The following is a 2750-nucleotide window of genomic DNA, read 5'->3' as shown; positions in this document are numbered from 1 at the left end:
TTTCGGTATTGCGTACCCTCTACACCCTGGCTGCCCACTATCCACGACGAGCACCCTTTTTCCAGGAGGAGTTGCGCCACTTTCTCCTGCTCTGCCAGGAAGAAAACTGGGATCCCCATGACCTGGAAGGATCCTATGCCGGGGCCATCGGACAGATGCAGATGATGCCCAGCACTTTACGCAAATATGCCATCGATTTTAGCGGCGATGGCAAACGCGATGTTTTTCACAACAGCGCCGATGTCCTGGCCTCCATCGCCTCCTTTCTCTCTGGACATCGCTGGAACCCCGATGCCCCCATCGCCATTGCCTTGAATCCGAAAATAAATCCTGACCTGCAGGCGATGAAATCACCCTCCCTGAATGCCATGCGCCCCTGGCAAGAGTGGCAACAAGAGGGGATCACTCTCTCTGGCAAAGATAAAATTCCAGAAGCAAATGAACCGGCGGCATTAATCGCACTGGAAGAAGAACAAGGTTCCCGCTATTATATGGTATTCGGCAATTTTAAGGTCATTACCCAGTGGAATCGTTCCAGCCGTTTTGCTATGGTGGTGCGAGAATTGGCCGATCAACTGCGAAAGGCTCCCTGATTCATGCTGCAACTATCTCGACAGACTTTCCTGTCTGCTATGCGTTTGCCATTGTCCCTCCTGACCCTGTTGGTCTTGAGTCTGATCAATGGCTGTGCCATGCACCGCGACCCCAGTACCGCCCTGCCTATTCCTCAACCCAGCCAACCCGCTCCTCCCGGTATCGCCAAAGTCGGTACACCCTATACCGTCTCCGGCGTCACCTATTATCCAAAGGAGATTGGCGAAGGTTTTGCCGCTGAAGGAATCGCCTCCTGGTATGGCCCGCAGTTCCATGGTAAGAACACTGCCAATGGCGAAAAATTTGATATGAATAGCATCTCGGCGGCCCATACCACCTTGCCTCTGCCCATGCACGTGCGGGTCACCAACCTGCACAACGATCGCTGGCTGATTGTGCGTATTAACGATCGCGGTCCTTTTGTGCGCAAAAGATTGCTGGATCTCTCCAAGGCAGCGGCAGAAGAGCTGGATTTTCTCGATCAAGGCACCACCTCGGTGCGCATAGAGGATCTTTCCGCCGTGGAATTGTCACTGGATGCCCATACCATCGTGCCGGAACGTCAGCAAAAACGCCGTTCGGCCAAGGAGTAACATGAAGTCAAGGCAGGAGAAATATGCCAACCGCGCATCACCGATCGGCATGGCAAACCGTCAATAACAATTTCGATGCCTGTGCATCGAACGGACCGACAAGTGGATTGAGGTTGAAAAAACCGTGTTAGCAAAAAACCTATTCCTCGGACTGCTGCTCCCCCTCTACCTGCTTACCGCCATCTCTCCGGCTGCTGCAGTCGATACCGGCAAACCAGCCAGAGGGGCTAAAGCCAGCGATACCGCCAAAACCGCTGATCCGGGCAAAGCCACGGATCCCATGGCCAAAAATGATCTCGGCAAAGGTGCCGATCTGGATAAAGGAGTCTTTCAGATCAATGCCCCTGCCGCCATCCTGGGTGACATCGACTCTGGAACCATCCTCTACGCCCAAGAGGATCAGGTGCCCATGCACCCCGCCTCTTTGACCAAGGTGATGACCCTCTATCTGGTCTATGATGCCCTGGCAAAAGGTGATCTGAAGCTGGAGCAAAAGCTGCCTGTCAGCGAAAAGGCTTGGCGAATGAGCGGCTCCAAAACCTTCGTGCAGGTGGGGGATCAGGTCAAGGTGGAAGATCTGATTCTCGGTATCGCCGTACAAAGCGGCAATGATGCCTGTATCGTGGTGGCCGAATATCTGGCTGGCTCGGAAGAGTCCTTTGCCGAGTTGATGAATAAAAAAGCCAAACAGTTGGGAATGAGCCAATCCCGCTTTGATAACGCCTCCGGCATGCCCAGCCCCAACCATATGACCACCGCCCGTGACATGTTTTTGCTGGCGCGCGCCATCAAACGGGATTTTCCCCAATATGCCCACTATTCACAAGAAAAACAGTACTCTTTCAATGGCATCCGCCAGTATAACCGCAACCGCCTGCTCTGGCGGGATCCCTCCATCACCGGTTTGAAAACCGGCCATACCAAAGATGCCGGCTATTGCCTGATTGCCACCAATGACAAGGATGGTCAACGCCTGGCCGCCGTCATCATGGGTGCCAAAAGCAGCCGCATCCGCGAGGATGAAGCGCTGCGTCTGCTCCGCCACGGCAACCGCATGTTTGAAACCGTCCGCATCTTTGAGGCCAAAGCGGTGGTACGCAACCTGCGGGTCTGGAAAGGACAACAGGAACGAGTCGATGGTATTGTCACCGAAGCCATGTATGTCACAGTGCCACGCAAAGATCGTAGCAGCATGGAGGTGGGGCTGGTCTATGATGAACCCTTGGTTGCCCCCCTGGCCGAAGGCGCAACAGTCGGGCATGTGGTGGTCAAACTGGCGGGCAAAGAGATCAGCAATCGCCCGGTGGTTGCCGCTACTGCCATACCGGCTGGAGGCTTTTTCCGCGTCCTGATTGATACCATTCGCATGTATCTGGGGTGGTAATCTCTCTGCCGTCTGGTCTGCCAGAGCGCTGTTAATCCAAGGCAGAGTGCGCCGCATCCTGCTAAAAAATGGACCTGCCTTCTTGGAGAAGGAAGCAAAATGGCCAATAAAAAAACCAAAGAATCCCGTTGGGACGAGGAGGCCCTGGGCCCCCTCGTCGGCAATGATGCGGCGTTGCT

Annotated in this window: 3 protein-coding genes; all 3 read left to right on the top strand. The window is 54.5% G+C overall.

What is annotated here, in order from left to right; all coding sequences use genetic code 11:
* The coding region (locus EJP87_RS06720) for a lytic murein transglycosylase (protein ID WP_130471095.1) at positions 1-593 on the top strand (593 nt) is incomplete at its 5' end.
* A 3-nt stretch (positions 594-596) separates the two neighbouring features.
* The gene (locus EJP87_RS06715) at positions 597-1187 is read left to right on the top strand and encodes a septal ring lytic transglycosylase RlpA family protein (protein ID WP_130471090.1); all 591 of its coding nucleotides are present in this window, start codon (positions 597-599) and stop codon (positions 1185-1187) included.
* Positions 1188-1311: 124 nt separating this feature from the next.
* A complete protein-coding gene (locus tag EJP87_RS06710; protein WP_130471089.1) occupies positions 1312-2571 on the top strand; it encodes a D-alanyl-D-alanine carboxypeptidase family protein in 1260 nt (419 codons plus the stop codon).
* Positions 2572-2750 lie beyond the last annotated feature (179 nt).

It is taken from the genome of Candidatus Magnetaquicoccus inordinatus (genome assembly GCF_004217665.1).
Lineage (GTDB): Bacteria > Pseudomonadota > Magnetococcia > Magnetococcales > Magnetaquicoccaceae > Magnetaquicoccus > Magnetaquicoccus inordinatus.
The sequence above is the reverse complement of the archived record's forward strand: the minus strand, read 5'-3'. Positions and strand labels throughout refer to the sequence as shown.

What these genes read in the sequence shown, in the direction of transcription:
- EJP87_RS06715 (WP_130471090.1), top strand. Translation starts at nt 597, where the DNA reads ATGCTGCAACTATCTCGACAGACTTTCCTGTCTGCTATGCGTTTGCCA.